Source organism: Photobacterium rosenbergii, from assembly GCF_003026455.1.
Taxonomy (GTDB): domain Bacteria; phylum Pseudomonadota; class Gammaproteobacteria; order Enterobacterales; family Vibrionaceae; genus Photobacterium; species Photobacterium rosenbergii.
Map to the genome: position 1 here is coordinate 275,193 of NZ_PYMB01000003.1, position 25,775 is coordinate 300,967.

At 46.1% G+C, this 25,775-nt stretch carries 26 protein-coding genes; 16 read left to right on the forward strand and 10 right to left on the reverse strand.

Annotation, left to right across the window (positions count from 1 at the left end):
• Positions 1–31: 31 nt before the first annotated feature.
• The 4 genes from C9J01_RS11075 to C9J01_RS11090 all read left to right on the forward strand — a co-directional run bounded on the left by C9J01_RS11075 (position 32) and on the right by C9J01_RS11090 (position 5,857).
• Positions 32–2,497, forward strand: a complete 2,466-nt coding sequence (locus tag C9J01_RS11075; RefSeq protein WP_107298198.1) for an ATP-binding protein — start codon at positions 32–34, stop codon at positions 2,495–2,497.
• Between the two features lie 201 nt (positions 2,498–2,698).
• Positions 2,699–3,712 carry a DUF2860 family protein gene (locus C9J01_RS11080; RefSeq protein WP_170114898.1) on the forward strand — a complete coding sequence of 338 codons (1,014 nt, stop codon included), beginning with the start codon at positions 2,699–2,701 and terminating at the stop codon, positions 3,710–3,712.
• 233 nt (positions 3,713–3,945) lie between these two features.
• Complete coding sequence (locus tag C9J01_RS11085) at positions 3,946–4,752, forward strand: SDR family NAD(P)-dependent oxidoreductase (RefSeq protein WP_107298199.1); 807 nt, start codon at positions 3,946–3,948, stop codon at positions 4,750–4,752.
• A gap of 232 nt (positions 4,753–4,984) precedes the next feature.
• Positions 4,985–5,857 (forward strand): B12-binding domain-containing radical SAM protein, encoded by an 873-nt coding sequence (locus C9J01_RS11090; RefSeq protein ID WP_107298200.1) that lies wholly within the window; start codon positions 4,985–4,987, stop codon positions 5,855–5,857.
• 53 nt (positions 5,858–5,910) lie between these two features.
• Here C9J01_RS11090 and C9J01_RS11095 read toward each other — a convergent pair whose 3' ends face one another.
• From C9J01_RS11095 to umuD, 4 genes are all read right to left on the reverse strand, one after another.
• The gene (locus C9J01_RS11095; protein ID WP_107298201.1) at positions 5,911–6,813 is read right to left on the reverse strand and encodes a LysR family transcriptional regulator; all 903 of its coding nucleotides are present in this window, start codon (positions 6,811–6,813) and stop codon (positions 5,911–5,913) included.
• Positions 6,814–6,894: 81 nt separating this feature from the next.
• The gene (locus tag C9J01_RS11100; protein ID WP_107298202.1) at positions 6,895–7,425 is read right to left on the reverse strand and encodes a chorismate mutase; all 531 of its coding nucleotides are present in this window, start codon (positions 7,423–7,425) and stop codon (positions 6,895–6,897) included.
• 112 nt (positions 7,426–7,537) lie between these two features.
• Positions 7,538–8,794, reverse strand: a complete 1,257-nt coding sequence (locus C9J01_RS11105) for a Y-family DNA polymerase (protein ID WP_107298203.1) — start codon at positions 8,792–8,794, stop codon at positions 7,538–7,540.
• A 51-nt stretch (positions 8,795–8,845) separates the two neighbouring features.
• Positions 8,846–9,253, reverse strand: coding sequence for a translesion error-prone DNA polymerase V autoproteolytic subunit (gene umuD, locus C9J01_RS11110; RefSeq protein WP_107298204.1), 408 nt, complete (start codon positions 9,251–9,253; stop codon positions 8,846–8,848).
• Between the two features lie 132 nt (positions 9,254–9,385).
• Between umuD and C9J01_RS11115 the strand changes: the two genes are divergently transcribed.
• From C9J01_RS11115 to C9J01_RS11155, 9 genes are all read left to right on the forward strand, one after another.
• Positions 9,386–9,958, forward strand: a complete 573-nt coding sequence (locus tag C9J01_RS11115; RefSeq protein ID WP_107298205.1) for an SOS response-associated peptidase — start codon at positions 9,386–9,388, stop codon at positions 9,956–9,958.
• A gap of 153 nt (positions 9,959–10,111) precedes the next feature.
• Entirely contained in the window at positions 10,112–10,876 is a 765-nt protein-coding gene (locus C9J01_RS11120) for an EndoU domain-containing protein (protein WP_107298206.1), read from the forward strand.
• Positions 10,877–11,042: 166 nt separating this feature from the next.
• Complete coding sequence (sbcB, locus tag C9J01_RS11125; RefSeq protein ID WP_107298207.1) at positions 11,043–12,467, forward strand: exodeoxyribonuclease I; 1,425 nt, start codon at positions 11,043–11,045, stop codon at positions 12,465–12,467.
• Between the two features lie 214 nt (positions 12,468–12,681).
• Positions 12,682–13,221, forward strand: a complete 540-nt coding sequence (locus C9J01_RS11130) for a hypothetical protein (protein WP_107298467.1) — start codon at positions 12,682–12,684, stop codon at positions 13,219–13,221.
• 88 nt (positions 13,222–13,309) lie between these two features.
• Positions 13,310–13,651 carry a CidA/LrgA family protein gene (locus tag C9J01_RS11135; protein ID WP_107298208.1) on the forward strand — a complete coding sequence of 114 codons (342 nt, stop codon included), beginning with the start codon at positions 13,310–13,312 and terminating at the stop codon, positions 13,649–13,651.
• Entirely contained in the window at positions 13,648–14,328 is a 681-nt protein-coding gene (locus C9J01_RS11140) for a CidB/LrgB family autolysis modulator (RefSeq protein ID WP_107298209.1), read from the forward strand. Before C9J01_RS11135 ends, C9J01_RS11140 begins: the two co-directional genes overlap by 4 nt.
• Positions 14,329–14,517: 189 nt before the next feature.
• A complete protein-coding gene (gene cdd, locus C9J01_RS11145; protein WP_107298210.1) occupies positions 14,518–15,405 on the forward strand; it encodes a cytidine deaminase in 888 nt (295 codons plus the stop codon).
• Between the two features lie 153 nt (positions 15,406–15,558).
• Positions 15,559–16,449, forward strand: a complete 891-nt coding sequence (locus C9J01_RS11150) for a DMT family transporter (protein WP_107298211.1) — start codon at positions 15,559–15,561, stop codon at positions 16,447–16,449.
• 161 nt (positions 16,450–16,610) lie between these two features.
• Entirely contained in the window at positions 16,611–17,585 is a 975-nt protein-coding gene (locus C9J01_RS11155; protein WP_107298212.1) for a TAXI family TRAP transporter solute-binding subunit, read from the forward strand.
• A gap of 79 nt (positions 17,586–17,664) precedes the next feature.
• Here the strand turns inward: C9J01_RS11155 and C9J01_RS11160 are convergent, their stop codons facing one another.
• Entirely contained in the window at positions 17,665–18,069 is a 405-nt protein-coding gene (locus tag C9J01_RS11160) for a hypothetical protein (protein ID WP_170114899.1), read from the reverse strand.
• 325 nt (positions 18,070–18,394) lie between these two features.
• Between C9J01_RS11160 and purT the strand changes: the two genes are divergently transcribed.
• Positions 18,395–19,570 (forward strand): formate-dependent phosphoribosylglycinamide formyltransferase, encoded by a 1,176-nt coding sequence (gene purT, locus C9J01_RS11165; RefSeq protein ID WP_107298213.1) that lies wholly within the window; start codon positions 18,395–18,397, stop codon positions 19,568–19,570.
• Positions 19,571–19,673: 103 nt separating this feature from the next.
• On the opposite strand, the gene C9J01_RS11170 is transcribed toward purT, so the two are convergent.
• The gene (locus tag C9J01_RS11170; protein WP_107298214.1) at positions 19,674–20,318 is read right to left on the reverse strand and encodes a thiopurine S-methyltransferase; all 645 of its coding nucleotides are present in this window, start codon (positions 20,316–20,318) and stop codon (positions 19,674–19,676) included.
• 465 nt (positions 20,319–20,783) lie between these two features.
• Positions 20,784–21,077 carry a hypothetical protein gene (locus tag C9J01_RS11175; RefSeq protein WP_039461086.1) on the reverse strand — a complete coding sequence of 98 codons (294 nt, stop codon included), beginning with the start codon at positions 21,075–21,077 and terminating at the stop codon, positions 20,784–20,786.
• A gap of 231 nt (positions 21,078–21,308) precedes the next feature.
• On the opposite strand from C9J01_RS11175, the gene C9J01_RS11180 reads away from it, so the two are divergent.
• A complete protein-coding gene (locus C9J01_RS11180; RefSeq protein WP_107298215.1) occupies positions 21,309–21,704 on the forward strand; it encodes a nitrous oxide-stimulated promoter family protein in 396 nt (131 codons plus the stop codon).
• Positions 21,705–21,708: 4 nt separating this feature from the next.
• Here the strand turns inward: C9J01_RS11180 and C9J01_RS11185 are convergent, their stop codons facing one another.
• From C9J01_RS11185 to C9J01_RS11195, 3 genes are all read right to left on the reverse strand, one after another.
• The gene (locus C9J01_RS11185; protein WP_107298216.1) at positions 21,709–22,071 is read right to left on the reverse strand and encodes a spore gernimation protein; all 363 of its coding nucleotides are present in this window, start codon (positions 22,069–22,071) and stop codon (positions 21,709–21,711) included.
• 194 nt (positions 22,072–22,265) lie between these two features.
• Positions 22,266–23,774 carry a peptide MFS transporter gene (locus tag C9J01_RS11190; protein WP_107298217.1) on the reverse strand — a complete coding sequence of 503 codons (1,509 nt, stop codon included), beginning with the start codon at positions 23,772–23,774 and terminating at the stop codon, positions 22,266–22,268.
• Positions 23,775–24,193: 419 nt separating this feature from the next.
• Entirely contained in the window at positions 24,194–24,703 is a 510-nt protein-coding gene (locus C9J01_RS11195) for a GNAT family N-acetyltransferase (protein WP_107298218.1), read from the reverse strand.
• Positions 24,704–24,860: 157 nt separating this feature from the next.
• Between C9J01_RS11195 and pdxY the strand changes: the two genes are divergently transcribed.
• Complete coding sequence (pdxY, locus tag C9J01_RS11200) at positions 24,861–25,715, forward strand: pyridoxal kinase PdxY (RefSeq protein WP_107298219.1); 855 nt, start codon at positions 24,861–24,863, stop codon at positions 25,713–25,715.
• Positions 25,716–25,775 lie beyond the last annotated feature (60 nt).

Genomic DNA, 25,775 nt, shown 5'->3' on the forward strand with positions numbered 1-25,775 from the left:
TAAGTTGTTCTGTTTTCAGGGATCCAAGCACATGGAAGAACGTCAAACTCTTCAAACACAGTCTATCCGGCGCCTTCTTATTACTGGGGCAATCGGCATACTGTCTCTTCTACTCGCTTTTTTTATCACCGATCATGTTATTCATGATAAATACACCCAGCTTCAATCTTTGCAGCACAAAATTATAAAAGCCTCAAATAGCATGCTGATGATACGCCGGCATGAAAAAGATTACCTCGCCAGAGTAGATTCAAGCTATTTATCTAAAATGGAAGGTGCTTACTCTCAACTGAAATCAGAGTTGTTAAGCATTAATCAATCGCTCGATGAACATGGCATTACAACTAGCTACTCAAACCAGCAAGCCATTGCTGATGTGGATAGCTATTACCAGCAATTTGCAGCGATGAGTCATACCGTACACAATATATTCGGTGAAAAAGGATCGATAAGTTTAATCGATCAATTAAAAGATACCGCCCTTGCTTTCGAGCAAAATCTGATTGGTATAAACGCGCCACAAATTGATGCCCTCACCCTCACAACAAAGGATTTGATGTATCAGTTCTTCAATGACTTTGACAGTAATCTGCTGCCCGATATCGACAATAACCTCACTGAAATTCAAAAGGCACTCGAAGCGGCACCTGAGTTACGTTTCTCAACCACCAGCTTCGAGGAATTTAGCCAGGCCTTTTATGTATTACAGCATACATACGAAACATTCGGCTACTCCCATAACGATGGCATGCATGGCGCACTTCGTAATACCATTCATTCCCTTGAAGATACCTTAAATAATCTGTTTATCGAGACACCGAAACAGATCGCTATAACCATGCACCAATACGAAAATTACAAAAAAATGGTCGCTCTGGCCCTCTGTATTGCTATTGTTCTCGTTCTACTTTATGTCATCCGGCAAACCCATCGTTTAGAGCAGGACTTGATAAATGCCCGTGAGCATGAAAAACAAGCAAATAAGGCCAAGAGTGCTTTCTTAGCGAATATGTCGCATGAAATTCGAACGCCGCTCAATGGCATTCTCGGCATGACGGAAATATTATCGGACTCGAAACTCAGCGCCGTTCAAAAAGACTACCTATCCACGATCAATGCTTCCTCACAAACCTTGCTGATGCTCATTAACGATATTCTGGATTTATCCAAAATCGAATCAGGCCATTTGGAGATAGCCCCGCATACCTGTGCCCTAAAAGAAGTGATTTTTGACACAGCGGCCCTTATCGCACCCAAAGCCCAACAAAAGAGCATTGACTTGGTCGTCGACATGGATACATCCCTGCCCGACTACATAAAAGCAGATGAACAAAAGGTCCGCCAAGTATTAATGAACCTTGCCTCCAATGCCATTAAGTTTACGGACTCAGGCGCGATTACTTTTACGGCCAAACAAATCAGCCACTCCTCATCACACACAGAGGTGTTCTTCTCTGTCCAAGATTCAGGGATCGGCATTGATAGTGACAAACAGGCCCACATCTTTGAGGAGTTTAAACAAGAGACAAGCCACACATCCTCTCAGTATGGCGGAACAGGTCTTGGCTTAGCTATCTCCGCCAAGATCGTTGAAATGATGGGTGGAGAAATCCAACTTGAATCGCAAAAGCACGTAGGCAGCACTTTCTCATTTACACTGTCATTTCTGCATGACGAGCAGACCATTAATCAAGTCTCTAGCCTGCCAGTGCTGTATTTGGCAGAAGAGCACAATACTTTACTGGTCAGTGAAATACTTCGCTTTGGTTATCAACTAACGCATTGCCACACTGTCGATGAGGTTCTTGCTGCTAATAGGCCCAATGCCATCGTGATTATCGATAAACCTTGCTTGTTACCACAAGCCAACAGCACATTGGCAAACTTCAGCATTGTTTATGTTCGCCAGAACAATGAGATAGTAAATGATACGGCGAGTAATATTGTTGCCCTGGTTACTGCTCCTCTGTTTGGTATGCGTCTAAACAATATGCTGAAAACCGCATTTGTTACTCATAACCATGCCCCCGAAGTGGTTGCAAATTCTTCGAGCATAGCCATCACTGCTCCCGAGTTCACTCCAAGTGGCAAGCAATCCATTCTTGTCGTTGAGGACAATAAAGTTAACCAGCAAGTTGTCTGTATTAATTTAAAGCGCATTGGATTTGATTACCTGATTGCAAATAATGGTCAAGAAGCTGTTTCCCTCTACCAACAACACCATGGCGATATTGGGCTAATTTTGATGGACTGCATGATGCCAGTTATGAACGGCTTTGAGGCCACGCAATCAATACGGGAATGGGAACAAGAACAAGGTTTGAAAAACACGCACATCATCGCGCTCACCGCTTCTATTCTTGATGATGATATCCAGCAGTGCTTTGATTGTGGCATGGATGATTACCTGCCAAAACCATTCAAACGAGATGTCCTTTTAGAGAAGCTGAAAAAACAGGTCAACATAAGTTCGTCACCCACTCTTATCACGGGCTAATACAACCTATAAAAGCAGGCGCAGGCCTGCTTTTACTCTCCTGTAAATGGACTCACCAGTGGTAAATACCTCCAACTTATTCCGAACTCAATTTTGAGTCAGCTTTATTAAATATAAGAACTACACTCCCTGCATTTTACAACTTTGAGAAATTCTCCTAATTTTTTAACACTATCTCTAAAACTTAATTGGAGCTTCAATATGATTCGGCCGGTACTGCCATTAGTTATGACAACCGCTTTTATCTCCAATGCTTATGCGATAGAGCCTATTCCCACAGAGAGTGGGTTTTCTGGCTTTGTAAATGTCGGTGTCGGCGGAATGAGTGTTGAATCGAATACCTTAGCCCAATTTGGCTCTGTTGATTTAAGTAACAGCACAATTAACTCAATCGATGGCTCTGCTAGCAGTGAAGATTCCGCAATACCGGTTATTGCTGCTGAGGTTGCATACACTTTCGCCAACTCTCGCACACAAGTCTTTATTGGTAACCAACTCGAAGACTATATCCGGTTTGACTTCTCGACGCTTGCTGGTATCCGGCAAGAAATAGGTAAAGCCGGTGTGTTAGGTGCCAGCTTTCTATATACCCCGCTAGCCACAGAAGTATGGTCAGATCCTTTCCTTACCGGGTCCCCGAGAACAAAAACGGATCGAACGGCTAACGGCTATCGATTAATCTGGGATCGGATGTACGGCACAGGCTTAGAGCTCAGATACTCTTACCGTGATGTTGATATCGATGACGAACTAAGCGGTGAATCACAAGGCTTAGAGTCTGAAGACGTAGCCTTACTTAACCGCAATGGTGATCTTCATCGCTTCACAGCACAATACACTTTCACTTGGGACTCACCGAGACACCGCCTAGTGCCTCTGTTCTCTGTCGTCGATCTGGATGCCGACGGTGATGCAATGGCTTATGATGGTTACTCACTCGGCGCAAACTATATCTACTCGATAAATCGTTGGCGTCTGGTAACAAACGTCTATATTTCAGAGTTGTCCTTTGATGAAGGGCATCCATTGTTTGATGATAGGAAAATAGACAGCAGCCAATTTGGCGCAAGCTTATCGGCCTTTTACGCCAGTCCATTTGGCTGGAAAAATTGGCTAGCAAACGGCACAGTGGCTTGGTTCGATCAAGACAGTGATGTTAACTTCTATGACTCCTCGGTAGGCCTATTCAGTGTTGGCTTGCTCTATCGCTTCTGATTTCCCTATTAAGCAAACCGCCCTATTAAGTTGCCGGATAACCTAATTTAACTCGAGTTATCCGGCATTATCTTTAGCCTCTATTATCAATATTTTGTTTAAACTGTTTCGCTAGCCAATCTCATTATCAATTTTTTTAAAGCTGCTATTATTCATAGCGTTACCGAACTGCTCTGCTGGATGCCACGCATTCTTCCATCCAGCATGTGATTACTTCACCAAGGAATACAGCAATGCAAAAAGTGATTCTTGTTACCGGCTCAACCGACGGCATCGGGTTTGAAACAGCGAAAATGCTCGTATCTCAAGGCCACCATGTTCTTCTGCATGGCCGTAACCCTGCCAAGCTTAACGATGTGGAAGCACAGCTCAAGCAGTTACAAGGTAACGCAAAAATAGAAACCTATGTGGCTGATTTGTCCAAACTGTCAGAAGTTGACGTGCTCGCGAAAGAAATCACAGCAAAACATAACTTCTTAGATGCTTTGATTAACAACGCCGGTGTCTACAATGCACCTGTTGCAACCACCGGTGATGGTTTTGATGTACGCTACGCAGTGAACACCTTTGCCCCATACCTACTGACAAAAGCGTTGCTACCACTGCTGGGACAAAATGGTCGGGTGATTAACCTCTCCTCTGCGGCCCAAGCACCTGTTGACCTATCAGCGCTTGCAGGCGACAAACCACTCTCTGCCGGTGACGCTTATGCCCAAAGTAAATTGGCTATCACTATGTGGTCTCGCAGCATGGGGCTTGCGTTGAAAGAATCTGGCCCGATGATCGCGTCAGTCAATCCCAAGTCACTGCTTGGCAGTAAAATGGTAAAAAATGCATTTGGTATTGCTGGTAGTGATCTTAGTGTCGGTGCAGATATTTTGGTGCGCGGTGCACTGTCTGATGAATTTGCTAATGCCCACGGTCTGTACTTCGACAACGACATCGGCCAGTTTGGTCAACCGCACCCCGATGCATTGAACGATCAAAAAGTTCAAGCCGTAATGACAGCGATGGACTCCGCACTGGCGAACTTTCAGTAATCTCCTTGAGCTTTCGCTATTCGCTTGATCTCTCGTAAAATGCCAAGCCCATGATCTGATTAGGTCATGGGCTTTTTGTTTGCCTGTTATTTCCAAGCAATTATCAAGATTATCTATAAACTGATTCACCAATCACACCAATTATCATCGTTAACATAGGTTGTTATCCTGCTTCCACAATACAGCACTCACCTGTGAGGGGTGCTAACCCAAAGCAAGTTGGAGACTCCCTATGCACTACGAGGGCAAAATCTATCGTCCTTGGACTGAAGCAAACAGCGTATTGATCCAGACGACTTTAGGCTGCAGCATGAACCACTGTACCTTCTGTAATATGTTCAGCGACAAGCGCTTCCGGATTCGGGATATCGACGATATATTCCAAGATATAGAATCTGCTAGGCGCTTCTACCCCCATGTCGAATCTATCTTTCTTATCGACGGCAATGTCATGGCGGCACGCACCGATTTTCTGCTCAAGATTTTTGAGAAAATCAAAGCAACCTTTCCCGAGTGCCAAAAGATATCCTTGTACAGTGGGTTGAACGATCTCAGACGTAAATCCCCATCGGAACTCAAAGAGTTAAAACATGCAGGGTTAAGTATGGCTTATGCGGGATTAGAGTCTGGTGACAGAATAGTTCTGGAGCGGATCAAAAAACGCATGACTCCAGAGCAAGCACTTGAAGGTATGGCGCTGGCTAAAGAAGCCGGTATTGAAATGCTGCTATCGTTTATCTTTGGTTTAGGCGGGCGTGAGCGCTCAAAAGAGCACATCGTAGAAACCACAAAGTTGCTCAACCTAATGCAGCCAGAACAAATTGCCCCTATGGCTTTGGCTATCCAACCGGGTACGGAATTGGAAAAAGAAGTAAACCGTGGAGAGTTTATATTGCCGACCCCATTGCAGATCCTCGAAGAAGAAAGGTACCTGCTTGAGAATCTGGATTTCGAAACGATGTACTGGGGCGATCACGGTAACAACATCGTATCTCTAAAAGGCATGCTACCAACCTACCAAAAGCAATTCCTTGGACAGGTTAACAATGCGATTGCCACCAATCCAATCACCCAAGAAAACGTTATTCAAACCTTTTCTTGGTAAGCCAAAACCGGCGTTGGGTGTTGTCCCCCAATGCCGGTTCAATCAGGAAAGTATTAGCTCACACCTGTATCCCAATATGGTGGACTACCGTAATAGTCGTTGAAATAATCGATAAAGGCTCTGACTTTCGGGGCGAGTAGACGAGAGCTTGGATACACGGCCCAAATTGCCGTGTCAGAAACTAAGGGGAAGTCTTTTAAGATCTGAACCAGCTCACCGCGCTCCAATTGCTTGTAGACACTCCAAGTTGAATTAATGGCAATACCCAGCCCATCAGTACAAGCATCACGCATCGCATCGCCGTTATCCGTTCGAAAGCTACCTTTGGTTTTCACACTGATCGGGCCGTCTTTGCTATCAAACACCCAAGTGGTCAGCCCGGCCAAATTCACGCATTGATGATCGTTCAACTCGTGCGGTGTCTTAGGTTCCCCATGTGCCTCGAGATATTCTGGAGAGGCACAGATAATACGATTATCTGGCGCGAGCTTGCGGGCGATAAGTGTAGAATCTTGTAGCTCTGCATCACGAATAGCAATATCAAAACCACCTTCAACCATATCGACGATAGTGTCGCTAAAGCGAAAATCGACGGTTAAATCAGGGTAACGAGCTAGAAAGCCTTTCAAAGCAGGAATAAGGTGCATACGACCGAACGAAGCTGGCGCTGTAACGCGTAATGTTCCGACAGGCAATGCACTCCCTGCACCAACAGAAGCCCTTGCCGCTTCAACACTTGCCAAGACTTCTTCGGCATGTGGCAAAAAGGCTTGTCCTTCTTCAGTCAATGACACTTTACGTGTCGTGCGGTGAACCAATCTGACCCCAAGCCCTTCTTCAAGCTTATTAATATGGGCGCTTGATACTGCCGGAGACAACCCTAGTTCCTGCCCGGCCATACTGATGTTATGGGTCGTCGCCAGCCTTACAAACAATTTCAAATGTTCAATATTCATCGGGTATTATCAATGTATTTCGAATAATTGCGATAATTAACTATCAATTATCAATCCCAAAGCGGGTAAAGGCAAGACACGCTATTTCAACCTAATCGCCGAAAGCGCATCAAATAGAGCGCGTTTATCGGCTTCGGAGAGGTATTTAAGCTCAAGAGTCTGAGAGAACGCATTCCAATCCTTTTCTGACAACTGCCCACCCGCATTCAAATATGCAAGGACCTCTTGATTGATTTGCTCTCCCAAGGTAATTAGTGCTGGCCTCACAACCGTTTTCAGATCTCTCGGTTCACGGTTTGTTGGCGTATTAAGCAAATCAGCCCGATAACGATACTGGATCGCTTTAGCCGCTGAGATCTGGGCCCGGAAGAAGCCTTCAATACTCTGGCTATCCAGCCCTACTTCTGCTGCTGACTCTGATGCTTTGCTGATAACGACTTCTTCACGTGCAATATCTTCAATGGGCAAATTGTGATTCGCTTTATAAAGCCCCACATCTTCCATGTAACTTAACCGCTGGGCGATTGCACTAAACAACCCACTGGCAGAAGGTGCTGCCAATGCTTGAACGGACACCATACATAACAAACCCACCAATATTGATTTAACCATCGCTATTCCTTTAATGTTCAATGAGTAACACATCAAACTAATGGTATTCGCCGTAACTATGCATTTCAATGCTTATTGAGCCACTTGCCGGATATAACAATGAATCTCTGAGCTAGCATTTGACCCGAGGAATATCCCGCCACCGGGTGGTATATTGTGGTGAAAGGAGTTCCCGCCGCATCGCCCATTTCGGATTAATCCCCTGCGCAGCAAGGAACAAGCTATCCCTGCCATAGCGCTGGTTGAGGCTATCAAATACCTTCATCAATGCCGGGTTGGATGCAGATTCATCGAAAAGGTCCCCTTGAGCATGTTCCCCACAAACCAAATCAATCAAACCGACCCCGATTTTGTAATATCGCACTCCCGGCGCATAGATTTGATCAAGCATTGAGGCAACGGCAGCAGTGATCTGGGTACTGTCATCGGTAGGGTACGCAAAACGATAAACTTGCTTGAAGCCCTGCGGCCTTTCGTCATAAGGCGAGTTCGAGGCAAACACCATCATCACACGGACAAGAGAACGTTGTTTTCTCAACTTCTCAGCAGCAACGCCCGCATGCTTACATAAGGCTTGGCGTAGGCTATCAGAGCAGGTAATACGCTCTCCAACGCTACGGGTCGAGAAGATCTGCTTCTTATCAGCCCGAGTCTGATCCCAGCCTTTGCACGCCTCGCCATTAAGTTCACGGACTGTCCGCTCGACCTCAACGTTGAATGACTTCCTCGCTTGCCCCGGCTTCATTGCCGCTAACTGCAATGCTGTATTGATCCCCATGAACTCCAAGCGCTTGGCAATCCGGCGGCCAATCCCCCACACATCCGAGGTTTTCAGTTGGGCCAATATAGCCAAGCGTGGCGATTCGGAGTCGATAACACAAACACCTTGATAGCCCTGAACCTTCTTGGCAGCATGATTCGCCACCTTGGCAAGCGTTAGCGTCGGCCCTATCCCGACACAGACAGGCAAACGGCACTCGCGCCAGACCGCCCTTCGTAGCTGCTGGGCATGATGCGATAAGTCCGGAATCGCTTGTCGGCATTGGTGAAATGCCAGGAAAGATTCATCAATGGAATACACATGCTGCTCAGGCGCAAAACGGCCAATCACCTCCATCATTTTGCTGGAGAGATCGCCGTATAGCTCATAGTTCGACGAGCAGGCGATCACACCTTTCGCTTCACACAGGCCACGCATTTCAAAATAGGCTTTGAATTTTTCTACCCCAGCCTCTCTGGCCTGCCGATTAGCGGCGACAATACACCCATCGTTATTCGACAACACAACCATGGGCTTGCCGCGCCAATCCGGCCTAAACACCTGCTCTGCCGAGCAGTAGAATGAATTAGCATCTACCAACGCGTACATGGCACCTCCGGCTTACACTTCCGTGAGCATTGCCTCTCATAAAGACACTCATCAACTTTCACCAAAGATCTGACTCCTACGGTGGCAACGAATTGAACGCGTCACCACCCCTTCTAATGTGAACTGATCGTGCTGAGAGACAAATACCGGCATATAACCCGACGCTGCCGACAATAGCCGTCGCTGCTTGGTATCGATCAACTTGCAGACAAACTCCCCGTTAAGGTTCGCCACCACCACATCGTGATCTTTCACCTCGATATGGCGGTCTACAATCAGTACGTCACCATCGTAAATGCCAACCCCTTCCATACTTCTACCTTGGGCCAAACCAATATACGTAGCACTGGGGTGCTCCACCAGCAACTCATCCAACGACAAAGGAAGCTGCAGATAATCAGCGGCAGGGCTCTCGAATCCGGTGATCCCCGCACTGGCATAAAATGGAATAAAGTTCATAATTCACGAGATACTGTTTATTTATACAGTATCATTGTTATCCTAGACTCAGCAGCGGTCAAGATGCACCTTGATCAATAGCTGCTTTTATAAACACTACGGCTTTCGAAGCGAACGATAGGAAGTAAGATCATGTGTGGAAGGTTAAACATTCTCGCTAACATGCTGAATAATCAGGTATCTGATGAATTACGAGTGCGCTACAACACCACCGACAATCCTGATCTCTGCCCTAGCCAAATCGTTACCACACTCTGCAAAAATTTTAGCTCTCGCTCTAATACCAACGGCCTGCAGCAATATGAAATGACATGGGGGATAAAACCCGCATGGGCGAAAAAACTACTGATCAACGCACAAGTTGAAACCGCAATGGAAAAACCCACCTGGCGCAACGCAATGCAGCACAGGCGTTGTATTGTCCCATGCTCTGGCTGGTTTGAATGGCGGGATGAAAGCGGCACCGTCAAGCAGAAATACCTTTTCAGCCATGCCGAAAGCAAGCCCTTGTACATGGCTGGGCTATGGTTCGAACCAAGCGAAGGAGTGCAGCCCGAACTGGTCACCCTAACTACTGCAGCCAATGAGGTTTGTCGGCCTTATCACCATAGGATGCCGCTGCTAATAGCAACGAGTGATGTTGGTAGTTGGCTGGAAAATGGGTTGTTTACCTCCCAACCGACAATTCAGGTAATGGCAGTATGAGGCAAGCAAGGCGTTCAAATATCAATATCTTGATCAAATTAACACTAGAAGCACTTTCATACCCCAAGCGAATAAGTCATTGCTAAGCTATCTGTGTAATGATTTTTCTAATTGACATTAATTACACGGAATTTGCTGAATAAGGGATTGCAGATGAAAACTCAAATCGTGACGGCCTCCTTTCTCGCCTTGAGTAGTCAAGTTGCTGCCGACAACCGTGTACCTTTCTTCGATAATGACCCAAGCACAGCATATGCCCCTGCATATACCTTCGAATATAAGCCAATCGATAAGGATGTCTTAGAGATATGCGGTGACTGGGGTTATGTAGTGACTAGCAATGACTTGAAGTCATTTTTTAATAAACACCCTGATCTTACTGAACGATTGCTATCAATAGACAACTCCCTTACCCAAAAGAAACTTGTTAGGCTTTGGGCTGAAAATGATGGCTTTACGCATATATTCTGTGGTGAAAGAGAGAAAAATGGCACTCTGGGTGGGTTACATTACGCCCCCAGATATAAAGCCCTCTTTGACCAAAACCATATTTCAATGTGTAAGTTGGGAACAACCAACTGCTTTGACCCGTCCAAAAACGAAATTGTAGAAGATAAAGGCATATATTCTATCCCCGTAAGTTACATAAAACCCGATGGTAGAGAAGGCCTGAAGCCAGTGAACGGCTATAACCTGGAAATGAACGCCGATGAGATCCTCTATGAGGCCACTCGAGGATACTTCAAGCTAAATGGAAGGAAAGGATGCTTCCTCAATATTCCTGAAACCAATGATTACCCCGCCCATACGGCAGTCATCGTCAGTACCAGAAACAATGCCATTACAACCTTCTACTCTGTTGGCCCCAACGGAAGAAAATATAATGCCCGCCGGTACAACACTAAAGATTGTGAGTAATCTAAAACGAGTGCAGGTTCGACGACCTTACTCCCTTTATGGTGAACCAATTTCGAGCCGTACTTAGCGCCAATCCTTAGCCCGGCTGCCTAATTTAGCCATGCCCCTCACCCTAATTCTTTGTTATCATTAAGCCAGATGACACTTTACCCGTGTGAAGATAATAATGAGCAACAACGACAATCAGCCAACCCTGTTTTGGCTGGATTATGAAACCTTTGGTGCCAATCCGGCGCTAGACCGCCCTTGCCAGTTTGCTGGTGTGCGTACCGACATGGACATGAACATTATCGGTGAGCCGCTGGTGATCTACTGTAAGCCTCCTGTGGACTACCTACCTTCACCTGAAGCTTGTCTTATCACGGGGATCACGCCGCAGGAAGCGCATGAGAAAGGCTTGTCAGAGCCAGAATTTATTGCCCGCATTCACCAAGAGCTATCCAAGCCGAATACTTGCGTGATTGGCTACAACAATGTTCGCTTCGATGACGAAGTCACTCGCTATACCCTTTACCGTAACTTTTACGACCCATATGCCTGGAGTTGGCAGAACGGCAACTCACGCTGGGATCTATTGGATATCATGCGGACGTGTTACGCGCTGCGCCCGGATGGCATGAACTGGCCGACCAACGAAGATGGCCTTCCGAGCTTCAAGCTTGAACACTTGTCTGTTGCCAACGGTATCGAGCACGCTAATGCGCACGATGCTATGGCTGATGTGTACGCCACAATTGAGCTTGCCAAAATCGTAAAACAGAACCAGCCGAAGCTGTTTGATTACTTCTTCAACCTACGCAATAAGCGTAAGCTGCAAGAGCTGGTTGATATCGTCGAGATGACGCCATTGATGCATGTTTCTGGCATGTTCGGTGTCGAGTGCGGCAATACTAGCTGGATTGTACCAATGGCGTGGCATCCGGATAACAAGAATGCGGTGATTACCGTCAACTTGGCTATGGATCCTACTCCACTTATCGAGCTGTCTGCCGATGAGTTGCGTGAGCGTCTATACACCAAGCGGGTAGATCTTGGTCCAGATGAGCTACCAGTCCCCCTCAAGCTTATCCACCTAAACAAGTGCCCTGTGCTTGCGCCGGCTAAGACCCTTCGTGCTGAAGATGCAGCCCGGATCGGTATCGACCGTGAAGCTTGCTTGAAAAATCTGGCAACTTTAAAAGCACACCCGGAAGTACGCGAGAAGCTATTAGCTATCTACAGTGTCGAGCGTGAGTTCGAAAAGAACGACAATGTCGATGCCATGCTGTATGACGGATTCTTCTCCAACGCAGATCGCTCTACCATCGATATTATCCAGAAGACACCAGAAGAAGAGCTTGGCAAGCTAGAGCTGAATGTCAGCGATAAGCGAATCAAACCACTGTTGTTCCGATACCGCGCCCGTAACTTCCCGATGACGCTGGATTACCAAGAACAACAGCAATGGAAACATCACTGCCAGGATTTCTTTGAAGAGAACCTGCCAAGCTACATGCAAAACCTCGAGGACGTCGCCATGGAGCACCAGTCGAGCGAGAAGAACATGAAGATCTTGAAAGCTGTCTACGATTACGTACAAACACTCGTATAAACTAGGCAAAACAGAAAAACAGCGTTTCTTCGTTAGTTAGCTGATTTCCTGTAAGAAAAATTAAGCCCCTTGCGCGCATCCCGCCAAGGGGCTTTTTAACAGCTACGATTCTTTGATGTGAGATTGCGCAACATCGGATGTGCACCAACACTAAATAGTGATGGATCTTTTAATTGTCATTCATGGATTCGAAGGTTGAATTGTAGTGATTGATATGACAACACAATCTTTAACACGCTGTTTCCGGTTTCCTAATGTCGACTTCGAGCCAGATGTCCACTTGTTGGTATGGCGCGACAAGACAGAAACCCCACTCACCTTACATGAATCTCGCCTGCTCGAGGCGCTGTGTTATTGTGCTGGCGAAGTGATCAGCCATGAGCAACTGCACAATAAAACATTCAGCCAACTCGATCCTTATGAAGATAGCGGCAACCATCACTACGATCTCAACACAGTGCTTAAGCCCCTTGCGGCTAAACTCGACCAGCACGGCAAAATGGCAATCGATATCGAAGTGGTTGCCCCCTATGGCTTCAGGGTGCCATTGCCGGAAAAAATGTGTCGATTGGTCCATGAGCCTGAAAAAACAGAAGAACCAGAGACTCCCCCCATACAAGAGCAAGACGACCAAGAATTTCGCTCTGCCACTGAAGAAATCGTCAAAACCAGCGTTGTACACAAAATCTCTGTCGCTGTGTTGGCATTAATGGCGCTCGGAGTCATTACGGCCTCTTTTATGGGCTATTTATAACTGGGAAAATCCAAAGCAACTAAGTGTGGCTTAGATCACATTTATTTTGTATGATAAATGAGTTTCTTCACCCACACCTGAAGGGCTCATGGCATATCTACGTTCTTTCTTCATTATTTTTGCCTGCCTCATGTTAGGCAAAGGCATTCAACACCTTACAGGTTTAGCTATCCCCGGTAGCATCATTGGCATGCTGATTTTGTTTACCGCCCTCTCTATGGGGCTTATCCCTGCTCACTGGGCTATGCAAGGCTGCCACCTGCTTATCCGTCATATGGCGCTGCTATTTGTTCCTGTCGGCATCGGCCTAATGAACTACCTCGATCTTCTTACCAATAACACCCTTATCATTCTGCTTAGCACTATCGGTAGTAGTGTGGTGGTATTTGTCGTCATTGGCTTAGCAACACATTATAAGGAAAAGCAATGATTTGGCTGCTGACCACCTTGGTCGTCTTCTATACGGCTCGTTTTATCTCCAAGCATATCCAGCATCCGATCGTTAATCCGCTTCTTATCTGTCTGCTTGTCATTATTCCACTGCTAATGTGGCTCGAAGTGCCGTACGAAACCTATTTTGAGCAAAATAAGTGGCTGAATGCACTATTAGAACCCGCTGTCGTGGCTTTGGCTTTCCCGCTGTACGAACAGTTGAGCCAGATCCGCAAAAAGTGGAAGGTCATTTTCTCAGCTTGCTTGATTGGTAGTGTACTTTCGATGATTACCGGAGCAGGTATTGCCTTAGCTCTAGGAGCAGATGCCCAACTTACGGCTTCTATCTTACCGAAATCTGTCACAACCCCCATTGCTATGGCCGTTGCAGAGCAAGTTGGCGGACTGCCTTCTGTTGCCGCTATTATGGTTATTATTGCTGGCTTATTTGGTGCGGTATTGGGGTATCCCCTGTTTCGTCTCATCGGTGTTAAAGCCCCCATTGCCAAAGGTTTAACCATGGGGACGGTTTCCCATGCCTTGGGCACGGCAAAAGCGGCAGAAGAGAATTACCAAGAAGGGGCATTTAGTTCACTGGCACTGGTCATTTGTGGGGTAATCACTTCAATTTTGGCACCTTTATTGTTTCCGCTCATCATTGCTGTGTTTAGCTAACTTGTGCTAGTAATCGAATACAAAACTAAATCACTGATAATATTCTATAATTTTTTTAGAACCTGTGTGACCCGACTCGCATTAATGCAAACCATGCAACGATACATTGGTAAATGTGATCAAGATCACCCAAATATACAATTACCAAGCCTACAATGTTTCTCCATACACAAGACGGAGTGAAAACTCATGCACACTAAAGTAATGGATGCTTTAGGCGCTCTACCCGCTGATCTAGCTTCTGCCATCAAACCTGTGTTAGAAGCCGAGAATTTCGATGCCACCTTAAGCCCTGAGGTGTTTGCTCAGTTAATGTCGAAGACCAACATGACTGACAGTGAACTGCGTGTTGCATTACTTCCGCTTGCCGCTGCTTATTCTGTTGCACCTATCTCTAACTTCTATGTTGGCGCGATTGTACGTGGTCAATCTGGTACGCTTTATTTCGGTGCTAACATGGAATTCGTTGGTGCTTGCCTTTCTCAAACGGTCCACGCAGAACAATCCGCCATCAGCCACGCTTGGGTGAAAGGCGAAACCGGTATTTCCGACATCACCATTAACTACAGCCCTTGTGGTCACTGCCGCCAGTTCATGAACGAATTAACAACCGCAAAAGAGTTGGTTGTTCAACTGCCTGAACGTGAGGCAAAATCATTGCAGGAATACCTACCAGAGTCTTTTGGCCCTGCGGATCTGAACATTACCGATGCACTTCTTACCCGAGTGGACAATGGTATTGAAACTGAAGCTTCTGAAGAGTTAGTTCAGCTAGCATGCCAAGCAGCAAACCGTGCCCATGCCCCTTACACCAAGAACTTCAGCGGTGTAGCACTGAAAGCCAAAGACGGTAAAACCTTCATCGGCATGTATGCTGAAAACGCTGCGTTCAACCCTAGCCTTCCTCCTTTGCAGGTTGCATTGATTAATATGAACATGGCAGGTTACCCTTTGGCTGAGATTGAAGAAGCAGCACTGGTAGAAAAAGCGGACAGCACTATCAGCCATCTTTCTGATACGCAAACCACATTGGAAGCGTTGAACCCAGATATCCCGCTGTCTTATGTTGCAGCGTAAAGCTAACTGATTTTAAAAAACCGCCAACTGGCGGTTTTTTTGTATTTATGCGTTTTTTTGCCATTGTTGAGTGCTGTCTCCTACAAAGCGGTTTTCTCTTGCTACCGGTAGGAGTATGATTTTCAGGTTATAAACTCAACCAATCATTATTGCATGTCACATCAACACAACCCGATCCAAGGGGCCAGCTGGATGATCACTGCCGGCCTGGCTTTTGCCATCGTAAACAGCCTGGCACAGTACCTGAGTATGATCCTTCATATTCCATCAACAACTGTCGCACTGTTCCAATATTTCATTGCACTAGTTGCCATCTTTCCCTGGCTACGCACCCTTGGTCTTCGTAATGCGCTGCGCACCCAGTATTTTGGTCAACACTGTTTTCGCGTATTCCTAGCTGTAATTGGTATTCAGCTTTGGCTTTGGGCATTGGCCTACCCTGTTCCTATCTGGCAAGGTATTGCGCTACTGATGACATCGCCACTATTTGCCACTATTGGTGCTGGCATATTCCTCAAAGAGAATGTCGGGACCGCTCGCTGGGTGGCGACACTTGCCGGTTTCACCGGTGCCATGATCATACTAGAGCCTTGGTCCGACGGTTTTAGTTGGGCAACGCTACTGCCTGTTGCAGCCGCGTTTTTCTGGGCTTGCTACTCACTCATGGTCAAAAAGATGTCGGCCAGTGAATCGCCAACGACGATTGTGGTTTACCTACTTATCCTTATTACACCTTACAACCTATTCCTTGCTGTTCCCGAATTTACTCTGCCGCAGACAGGTTTAACCTGGTTGTTACTCGGTGGCGCAGGCTTACTTACAGCTTTAGCACAATGGGCCATCGCCAAAGCCTATGCCGTTGCTGATGCGTCTTTTGTTCAGCCATTTGATCATGCCAAACTACCGCTTAATGTCCTTGGTGGGTGGTTGGTATTTGGCTGGGTACCGCCCGGAAGGTTGTGGTTGGGCGCTGCCATTATTATTGCCTCTGTTGCTTTCATTACCCAATGGGAAAACAAGAAAGCGGCTGTAGCAAAAAATTAAAACCGCAAAACTAGGCAGCCGTAAAACCATCCTATTCTTCAAACCATATCCCCGATAGGCTTTCTAACGCTAAGCTATCGGGGATTGTCTTATTCGCACGACAATTCTCACTTCATCCCCGTCTACACTCACCCTAACCAAATAGATGTGAGGTTTACGGAATGTCTTGGCGTGCTTTAGCTTTCTCGTTTATTGGTGGCACCCTGCTATCACTCTCTTCGTTATTACAAGCGCAATCATTTGTCACTATTGGCACAGGTGGGGTGACGGGCGTCTACTACCCAACAGGCGGTGCAATATGCCGATTGGTCAATAAAGACAGAAATAAGCATGGGGTAAGATGCTCGGTTGAATCAACAGGCGGCTCCATCTACAACATCAACACCATCCGTGCAGGCGACCTTGACTTAGGCATCGCTCAGTCAGACTGGCAATACCATGCTTACAACGGCACCAGCAAATTTGAAGACAAAGGCCCATTCAAATCACTGCGCTCCTTGTTTTCGATTCACCCAGAACCTTTTACTGTTGTCGCGCGGGCAGATTCAGGGATCAAAAACTTTGACGATCTCAAAGGCAAGCGGGTGAACATCGGTAACCCGGGCTCAGGCCAGCGAGGTACGATGGAAGAGTTGATGGAAGCCTATGGCTGGACGGAGAAAGATTTTGCACTGGTGGCAGAGCTCAAAGCCTCAGAGCAATCCAAAGCCCTTTGTGATAACAAGATCGATGCGATGGTCTATACCGTCGGCCACCCAAGCGGAGCAATTAAAGAAGCAACGTCAGCCTGTGAGAGTGTCATCGTCAATGTCTCTGGCCCTGTCGTCAATAAGTTGGTCGAAGAGAATAGCTTTTACCGCAAAGCAACCGTGCCTGGCGGCATGTACCGTGGTAATGAGAATGACGTGCAGACCTTTGGCGTTGGTGCCACCTTTGTCTCATCGGCAGCGGTGGATGAAAAGATCATCTATGAAATTGTAAAGTCGGTATTCACCAATTTCGAGAACTTCAAGAAACTCCATCCAGCTTTTGCCATCCTGACTAAAGAACAAATGGTCACTGACGGCCTAACAGCACCGCTACACGATGGAGCAAGGAAGTATTATCTGGAAGCTGAGCTAATAGAAGAGGAATGATACTCTCGCCCCATACAAACAAAAACGAGGAACTCGTCTAAACGAAGCTCCTCGTTGTTTGTGTTGTACACTAATCACTTTAGAAGCGAATGCGGAAACCTAGCTGGCCTTCAAGGTCTAGATCGACATCTTCGACTACATACAGAGTCGGGCCAACTTCACCGTAGAATTCGAAGCTGTTTACAGGCACTTGGAAACCGATACCGCCACGGACACCAAGTTTGTTGTACTTGTTGTCAACGTACTGGGCACCCACAAAGGTGTATAGGTTGTTCATACCCGGATCTTGGGTGAGTGAACCTAGGTTGAAGGTCTTATCAAAGGCCAAACCAAAATCATCAATACCCAGAGAAAAGCGTAAATCATTGTGCTTGTACTGGATACCCGACATCGGGCTACCAAAGAAGATACCAACAGCTTGAGATGCGTGAGCCGAAAACGGAACTGCCATCATCAGGCCGAACGCTAGCAGATATTTTTTCATGATGTAATCATTGTCGTTGCTAAACAAAACTGCGGCTAATCTAACGGTAAAGTAGGTTGAATTCGACCCTCGCACGTGACTAATGACATAACTTTGACAATCATGACAGAATATTGCTGTGATTTTGTTGTCACCAAAATCCCTCTGCTAAACAGGTGAAAACACCACCAGCCTGTCGACGTCCCAACCAGTTATTAACTCGTAATTTTTTAGTCATTTACCCTACACAGAAATGTCATGACAAATCCAAGGCAAACGTTTGCGTGAACGCAAAATTGCTGTATGATCCGCACAAGTTTCACGTCACCTCCAGTAAGGAATTCCCATGTTAGGATCTGCAACCCGCTTGAACGCTACGCGTGTACTTCTTCTTGGCTCTGGCGAGCTTGGTAAAGAAGTGGCTATTGAATGCCAACGCCTCGGTCTCGAAGTTATTGCCGTTGATCGTTATGCCGACGCGCCAGCGATGCACGTTGCCCACCGCAGCCATGTTATCGACATGCTTGATGGTGAAGCCTTGAAGCAACTGATTGCTGATGAAAAACCTGATTACGTTGTCCCTGAAATCGAAGCCATCGCCACCGATACACTGGTCGCGCTGGAGGCCGAAGGCTTGAATGTTGTTCCTACAGCCAATGCCACCAAGCTAACCATGAACCGTGAGGGTATCCGTCGTCTTGCTGCAGAAGAGCTTGGCCTGACTACCTCCCCTTACCGCTTTGCTGACAACTACGACGATTTTAAAGCCGCTGTCGAGCATGTGGGTATTCCATGTGTCGTGAAACCAGTGATGAGCTCATCAGGTAAAGGGCAGAGTGTCATTAAGTCACAAGACGATATTGAGAAAGCCTGGAACTACGCTCAAGAAGGCGGCCGCACCGGTGCGGGTCGTGTGATCGTTGAAGGCTTCATCGACTTCGATTACGAAATCACTCTCCTAACCGTTCGTGCGGTAGACGGTACACACTTCTGTGCACCAATCGGTCACCGCCAGCAAGATGGTGACTACCGCGAATCTTGGCAGCCACAGGTCATGTCTGAAGAGGCTATCAAAGCGGCAGAACATGCTGCTGGCGAAGTGGTCAATGCTTTGGGTGGCTACGGCATCTTTGGTGTAGAGCTATTTGTGAAAGGCGATCAGGTTATCTTCAATGAAGTCTCTCCTCGCCCACATGATACCGGCATGGTAACGCTGATTTCTCAGGAACTGTCTGAGTTTGCCCTGCACGTCCGTGCATTCCTAGGCCTTCCAATTCACACCATCCACCAATATGGCCCTTCAGCGTCTGCTGTAGTATTGGGTGAAGGTACTTCAGGGGATATCCGCTTCGACAATATTGCCGCAGCCGTTGCCCGCCCGAATACCCAGATCCGCCTATTTGGTAAACCTGAGATCAATGGTCGCCGCCGCCTAGGTGTTGCGCTAACACGTCGTGAAAGCACAGAAAGCGCTGTTGAAGATGCTATCGCGACAGCCGCTGATATCAAGGTTGTGTACTAGATAGCGCCTACCAAACTATCAAACAACAAGTTTGTCTTTATCTGAAAAAGGAGCCATCAGGCTCCTTTTTTGTTATCCGTGGTTTATAACCTTGTTTCTCGTATCAAGAAACCGTAATCAACCATGCCTCTTCTGCAAAACGCGTCAAACCACGCTGACGGCGTGGGTGTGTCTCATCGGCGTCATCACGGGCCAGATGACGGATATCACATCCAGAAAATAGGGATTCAATTTCATCTTTAACAACAGAGAACGGAGGACCATCCATTTCATGCTGCGGGTAATCCAAAGTGATCAACAAAATACGGCCGCCCGGCTTCACCATAGAGAGTAACTTCTGGACATAGCTTTGGCGCATTTCTTGTGGCATTGCGATCAGTGCCGCACGATCGTAGACGATGTCGACTGGATCAACCTTGGCAGTGAAGTAGTCACCACAGTGAATGGTGATTTCATCAAACTCATAAATTGACTGGCCGTTCCCCATCGGAATAACCATCGGGGTATAAAAATGTTCGGCAAAGAAAGCACGAACGGCAATCTCACTTAGCTCGATACCCACCACTTTATCGTGCTTGGTCGCAAGCCAGGTTAAATCAACCGACTTTCCACACATAGGAACCAGTACAGAATCCCCTCGCGTAGGCTGTACTTCCTGCCAGTATTTCTCAAGCATTGGGTTAGTGTCATCCAGGTGGAAGCCAATTCGATTTTCTGCCCAGCGGCTATGCCAAAACTCTGCATCCATTGATCATTTTCTCTTTTATTTAGACTGACTGAGGGCTTTATATCAAACTTGGCTAGATATGGCTAATCCAACCACCACACCCAAACAGCGATAAATGGGGCTGTAACGCCTCTAGAAGAGCTTTCACTACATAAGACTACACAAGGTATAGGTTAGTGAAGATAACCACCCACAACGACGCACACAAAACAACCACAACGCACAGCAAACACCCAATGCACAGGTACAAAAAAAGGTGCCGAAGCACCTTTTTCTGTTAACTGGATTTCAAAGGCAAACCCAGTTAATACCAATCTGGTATAAGTCATTGTTCTTGGGATTACGCCGGAAAAATGATTGTCATCGCCTTAACGAGCATCCATTTTAAACAGTAACACCGAACAACGATTTATGTAGCGTGGTATAAAATCTGTTCTTCAATTTTCTTTTATGAGAGTCATTGAATAAACGATAAATGCTACCGAATTAAGAAATTCGGAATAGCTTAATCGAGTCACGGCGAACAGTCACACCACGGAAAGTTACCGGCTCAAGCAGCGTCATCAGTTGCTTTGAAACGAAAAACTTACCGCCGTAGCTACGATCACCACCACGATTTACCCAATCTGCAAATTCATCTGCCAAGCTGAACATAGAGTTTCCAACAAGCAGAACCAACACTTTAGCGACTTCACTGTCATTCTGTTTATTAAACTCCGCGTCGCGAACTTTCTTACGATATTCTTCGACGATTCTTTCTAGGCACTCAAATCTGCTCATATACACCACCACAAAAAAAGAGGTGCGGATACTACTGCTCATAAACGCTGAAATCAACCCACCAAAGGCCTATTCTTGGTAGAAATTTGTAATTTTTTCGTTCTCTTAACATGATTCGGGGCATTTATAAGGAAAATGACGATTTATGTCATATTTTTCACCTTGCCAATAAGTTACATTTAAAATATAACTTTAGTTATATAGCCTTGATTCCTAGCAAGAGAAATGACCATGAGTGACCACGAAATAGACGCTTCTGTCTTAATCGGGAGCCTAAAAACAGAGTACAAAACCATCGAGGCGATGGTGAAGATTTACTGCAAGGATCATCATGGAACAAATGGGCTGTGTGAAGAGTGCGTCGACTTTTTACACTATGCGCTGACAAAGCTCGACCGCTGCCCCTACGGCGAAGGAAAACCCACCTGCAAATTATGCCCAATCCATTGCTACAAAGCGGATTATAAAGAGCGTTCCCGAATCATCATGCGCTATAGCGGACCCAAAATGCTCATCCACCACCCTATCCTTGCTGTCCGGCATTTAGTCGCAGGCAAGAAGCCGGTACCGGTAAAACCAGCACCGAATGCTTCCAACAGGCACAAACGTAAGCTCAATCAGCAATAGCCTATTAATTTCTGTAGTAATCGACAACTTGAATCGTGCTTGGTGGATTGTTGGCTTCCAATGATAGCTGAAAGCTTTTTCCGCCCTGCATTTCGACAGTCGAACCTCCACGCCCGGTCACGCTGACTCCCTCAATCTTGTCAAAGGAGCGGGATTCGCTGTAATGCATCGTCACGGTCAGATCGACGTCTTTGTTGGACGACAGTTCAAATTGGCAGATACCGGTTAGACAGTAAACATCCAGGTTACCATCGTGATAGCTGACGTTATCAACATTCTTTAGCGGCTGGGCGGTGATTTTTAGCTCTTCGCCACACCCAGTCAACATCACCGCGCCAAAGGCGACGGCCAGTAGGTATTTCTTCACACACCCTCCATTATCTCGTGTGTTTTCATACGGTAAATATCACACCAATTGGCCGGGGAGTACAAGTGCCAAGTTCATAATCAACGATTATTCAACGGTCATCTGTCCTATCACCTTCATGGGTTAGCACATCAACATAAAAAAGCGCCAGCTTAATGCTGGCGCTTCAAGGTTACTGATAACTATTGGAAGGATTAATGCTGAGGAGTCAGTGACTTCGTCTCTTCTTCCTTCTCCAGTTCCTCACCTTTACGGATCAGCTTGGTGATCACTTTAGACAAAGCAAGGGTAACGAAAGCCATGACTACCGCAAACACCGCAAGATTGAAGAAATAACCCGCGTAGACGTTTTCGATGATCTCTTGGGTCAGTTCAACATCTTTTGGTAATGCGATACGGGTTGAGATAACAGCCGCAAAAATACCACTGAGTGACAAGGCAACCGAACGCAATCCCATAGAGAAAGCGGACAGGTAACGTGGCACCATTTCAAAAATAAACCCGGCACCCAATGCACCCACAATCAACTCAGCCAGTGATTGGAAGAAATGCACCCATAGGATCCAGTCAGCAGAGATCTTGCCACTTTCACCGACGAAATTAGTCGACAGCCCAAGCAAGGAGAATGCAATTGCGCTGAACATGAACGCTGCGGCAAACTTCGTCGGGATTGACGGAGAAAAGCCTTTCTTCTCTAGCCAGTCGTAGACAAAAATCACTGGGCCACCCAAGACAAAACACCATAGTGGATTGAAGGCAGCATTTGATTCAGGACGGATAGGGATCAGGCCGAATAGGTGATCACCCATTAGGTTTATCGCATAGATGTTCATTGAGGTTAGCATCTGACCGTAGTAGAAATAGAACACGATCATGATGAAGATAAGGATCAATACCCCACACATTTTGTATTTGAATGCCGTGGTCGCGCGGGTAATTTCAAAGATGAAATAACCAATCGCACCTACACCCAATGCGTAAAGCAGGTATTTACCTTCATCTAGGTTGGAGAATACCCAAAATACCAAGCCTAGCATTACCGCTGAGCCCACGACGAATGCCCCCCACACTTTCATCGGTACAGGACGGCGGTCAATATCGTTACCTACCTGCGTGAATCGATCACGGAACAGGACAAACAAAACAAGCGTGATAGACATTAACCCAGATGCAATATAGAAGTTCCCTTTATAGGCAAGGAAAGCCACCATAAACGGGAACAGGTACTTTGAAGAAAATGACCCGAGGTTGTTGATCGAATAGTTGATGGTCAAGCCCTGCTGGAAAGACTCCCGGTTATCTGCTGAATATGAATTACCTAACAGTACCGTCGGGCTCGTTGCAGAAAGCCCCCGCGCATAACCGATAAGGGCTATCGCAAAGATACTCAACGGAACATTAAGCGTGCTTGCCCCCATACCAAGGATGAAAAAGCCAATTGTGTAAACGGTGTAACCAATATAAACCGCCCTGAACGAGCCAATATACCGGTCAGCAACGAAGCCACCTACCGCTGAAAAAACAGGCCCGACAGCCCCGAATGCCCCCATCATCATGATGGTTTCAGCTTCACTATAATTTAGCTCTTCGAGGAAAAAACGGGTAAGAAGAACATAGGTGCCATAGAATGCAGCGCCCCAAAGAAACTGCCTGAAGATAAGAACTCTAGCAATGAAAGGGAATCTAGAATTTGCGTCTTGCATATTATACTCCTTTAATATTATGCGCTACCTAAACTAGCAATTTACAACTGATAATTTCATGATCAACAGCAACTTATTCAACAAATCACCTATGGATAATGCATTTTTTTGCATATATGTGATATTGATATAAAAATTAACAGTAAAGCACTGATAAAAAAGAAGAATAATAATCAACCCGTCAAACTTAAACCCGATTAAAACCCAAATTTGTATGATGAATATTGTATTTTAATTACTTCCTGTTTATTTATTAACCAAAGCAGCTCTAAGAATTAGAATTAATAATCCTATTTCGTTAAGCAGAATAAAAAATGGCTAGCGAATACTAGCCATTTATAGAGTGATAAAAAGGAAGAAGTTTAGATACTCAAGCCGAGCAGCGTATCCATAACCCTGCTCTATACAAACTTAATTCATTACTGCAGTTGCTTATAAAACAGTAATGTCGCATCTAAATTGCCAGTCGCACTGATCGCAAATGCAGGAATTTCACCAGCAAATTGGAAGCCCATCGCGGAATATAGTTTAGACGCCACATCACCCTTACGGGTATCCAACACTAATAGGCTCCGACCCAATTTTACTGCAGCATTTTCAGCTGCAACCATTAAAGCCCTACCACACCCTTTACCTCTTTGTTGTGGAAGCACCATTAACTTTTCGATTTCTGCCCGGTGGATCCCATTGGCTTTTTGGCATAAAGCCAATTGCACTACGCCCACCAGCTTGTCGCTTTCTCTAGCAATAAATAGACGTCGCTCCCCTTTAGTGAGCTCGTCTTCAACATGATGCCAATAAGAAATGGCTTCCACTTTCTTTAAAGGGGGTAAAAAACCGATCGATGCGCCCTCGTTAACACATTCAATCAATAACTCAATCAGCCCTTGCTCAACATCTGCAGTCGTGACGATTTCCTGAACATCCATGTGACCTCCTTTCCTCTTTATCCCAATAGGCATAAATACGCCAATAACTATCCATGCTTTCAGCACTGCAATGTAACAACTATATATTAATACATTGTGATAAATGGTCTGTCACATTATTATCGGTGTCGTACACATACCCAACAGGATAAAAATAATGAAAGGTATTCTTTCTGTTCAGTCACATGTCGTTTATGGGCACGCAGGAAATAGCTCAGCCGTTTTTCCACTTCAACGCATGGGCTTTGAAGTTTGGCCAATTCATACTGTTCAGTTCTCAAATCATACCCAATATAAAGAAGGTTGGACGGGGCGCGCTTTCGCTGCAGAAGATATCACCAGCCTAGTATCTGGTATGGAAGCGATTGGTCAGCTAGAGAACTGTGAAGCTGTACTTAGCGGCTACCAAGGCAGTGCAGAACAGTGCCTAGCGATTCAAGACACCGTCCAGAAAGTAAAAGCGGCTAATCCGCAAGCTTTGTATGTCTGCGATCCAGTCATGGGAGCGCCAGATAAAGGCTGTATTGTCGCGCCTGGTATTGCCGAGCACCTTATTAATACTCTGATGCCAATGGCAGATATTATTGTGCCAAACCAGTTTGAGCTCAGCCAGTTTGCAGGCATGGAAATCAACTCTCTGGAAGATGCAGTAAAAGCTTGCCAGCTTGCATTGGACAAAGGCCCGAAAATGGTGCTGGTTAAACACTTGCACAGCGTTTCAAGTGAAAAATTCTCCATGATGTTGGCAACTCAGGAAGGTTGCTGGCTAGCGCAACGCCCTCACCTTGAGTTTGACAAGCAGCCTGTTGGCGTTGGCGATCTTATTTCAGCCCTATTTACCGGTCAGTACCTAGCTAAAGGTAGCGCCAAAGACGCTTTCAGCCATTGTAATGATGCGTGTTATGCCGTCCTGAAAGAAACGTCAGACCGAGGTGAATGGGAGCTACAAACCATCGCTGCACAAAATGAGATTGTTGAGCCTGCGGAGCACTTCGCGCTGGAAGCCCTGTAATCACTGGCTAATACCCTCTAAAAATTAAACGCAGAGTGAATCCCATTTCCTCTGCGTTTA